2 protein-coding genes are annotated in these 1,805 nt (G+C 66.8%); one reads left to right on the forward strand and one right to left on the reverse strand.

The window, feature by feature from the left end; translation table 11 throughout:
- Positions 1-15: 15 nt before the first annotated feature.
- On the reverse strand, positions 16-1,230 hold the full coding sequence (locus F7R91_RS41685; RefSeq protein ID WP_150959075.1) for an RNA-guided endonuclease InsQ/TnpB family protein: 1,215 nt from the start codon (positions 1,228-1,230) through the stop codon (positions 16-18).
- Between the two features lie 56 nt (positions 1,231-1,286).
- Between F7R91_RS41685 and tnpA the strand changes: the two genes are divergently transcribed.
- On the forward strand, positions 1,287-1,715 hold the full coding sequence (gene tnpA, locus F7R91_RS41690) for an IS200/IS605 family transposase (protein ID WP_150959077.1): 429 nt from the start codon (positions 1,287-1,289) through the stop codon (positions 1,713-1,715).
- Positions 1,716-1,805: the final 90 nt, after the last annotated feature.

Below are 1,805 nucleotides of genomic sequence, written 5' to 3' on the forward strand. Positions count from 1 at the left end.
GCCGGGGGCTTCTCGTTACGCCGGGTTGGCGTCGCGAAGGACCAGCCCGGCCCGTAGAACGTTGAGAGCGCCTACCGTGTCAGCGTGCGCGTGGTGGCCGCACGAGATGCAGTGGAACTTTTCCTGTGTGGGCCGGTTCTCCTTCGCGGTGTGCCCGCATTCGGGGCAGGTGCGGGAGGTGTTGCGGGGGTCCACGGCGATCACTTCCCGTCCGGCGCTTTCAGCCTTGGCGCGCAGGATCGTCAGGAACACCCCCCATCCGGCATCGTTGATCGACCTGTTGAGCCCGGCCTTGGCGACGGCCCCGTTGGGCAGGAAGGTGCCCGGCTGGCCGGGGGCGGGTTTCGGTGCGGGGGCCTTGCTCATGTTGCGGATCTTGAGGTCTTCGTGCGCGATGAAGTCGTGTGCGCGGACCAGGCCGAGCGCGGTCTTATGTGCGTGGTCCAGGCGCCGGCGACGCACCTTCCTGTGAAGCTCGGCGACCTTCTCCACCGCACGGTGATGGTTGGCGGTCCGGTCCGTCGCCTTACGGCGCGGGAACCGGGACAGGGCCTGCTGCGCTGCCTCGAGCCTCTCGGCTGCACGGCGGCCGTGGCGCGGGTTGGGCACGAACGAGCCGCCTGAGTCGGCGAGGTAGTTCGCGATGCCCAGGTCGATGCCGACCACGGAGCCGGTCGCGGGCAGTGGGTCGGGCCGGCCCTGCTCGGCACTGAGCAGGACGAACCACTTACGGCCCTCGCGCTTGACCGACACGGTTTTGATCCTGCCGACCACGGCACGGTGCTGGTTGACCCTGACGTGGCCCACGCCCTGGAACCGGACACGTGTGACGGGGTCGTGCGGGGTGGAGTTCCACCGGCAGCCGTCCCCGTCCCTGGGGAAGTCCACCGTGTCGAACCAGTTCACCCCGCGAAAGCGCGGATAGCCCGGGGTGTCGCCGGACTTGACCCGGCGGAAGAACGCGGCGAACGCCTTGTCGAGACGGCGCAAGGTGGCCTGCTGCGAACTGAACGACCAACGGCCCTGACGCTCCGGGTCGAACGCCCGGATCTCCTTGAGCTGCGCGGACTGCATCCCGTACATGACGGTGGTCTTCGAGACATGCCGCCAGGCGTCGCGGCGTTCCTGCAACGCCGCGTTGTAGAGGGAGCAGTGGTCCCGCAGCATCTCGCCGAGTGCCTGACCCTGCCGGACGGTGGGCCGCATGAGGAACTTGTACGCACGGATCACCTCAACCCCCCCCTCGGCGAAGCCCGTACGATCCTCGCTCCTACTGCACTTGGTGCATGTCACCACGCTGGGAACCCGATCCCGATATCAGACGTGGAAACCACGTAATCTACAACCTCCACGCGCACTTGGTGTTTGTCACGAAGTACCGGCGTGAAGTCTTCAACGACGACATGCTGACACGCTGCGAGGAGATCATGCGCGACGTATGCGAGAGCTTCGGCGCAGAGCTGCGGGAGTTCAACGGCGAAGACGATCACGTCCACCTTCTCGTCCACTACCCGCCGAAGGTCGCCCTGTCCAAACTCGTCAACAGCCTCAAAGGCGTCAGCTCCCGCTACCTGCGCGCGCAGTACACCGGCCGGATCAATCGGACCGGGACGGGCTCGGTGTTCTGGTCCCCGTCCTACTTCGTCGGATCCTGCGGCGGCGCACCCCTGAGCATCGTCAAGGACTACATCGAGAACCAGAAGCGCCCAGCCTGACCCTCACCACACAGGCGCAGAGAACTCCGGCGCTGCGCGCCTCCGGGCCGAAGATCGCATTCCCGCCCGGCCTGAAGGCCGGGATTCCCT

The organism is Streptomyces luteolifulvus, assembly GCF_008806595.1.
GTDB classification, from domain to species: Bacteria; Actinomycetota; Actinomycetes; order Streptomycetales; family Streptomycetaceae; genus Streptomyces; species Streptomyces luteolifulvus.

Bases quoted from the DNA above. Each gene is read 5' to 3' on its own strand.
- tnpA (WP_150959077.1), top strand. From the start codon at position 1,287: ATGTCACCACGCTGGGAACCCGATCCCGATATCAGACGTGGAAACCAC.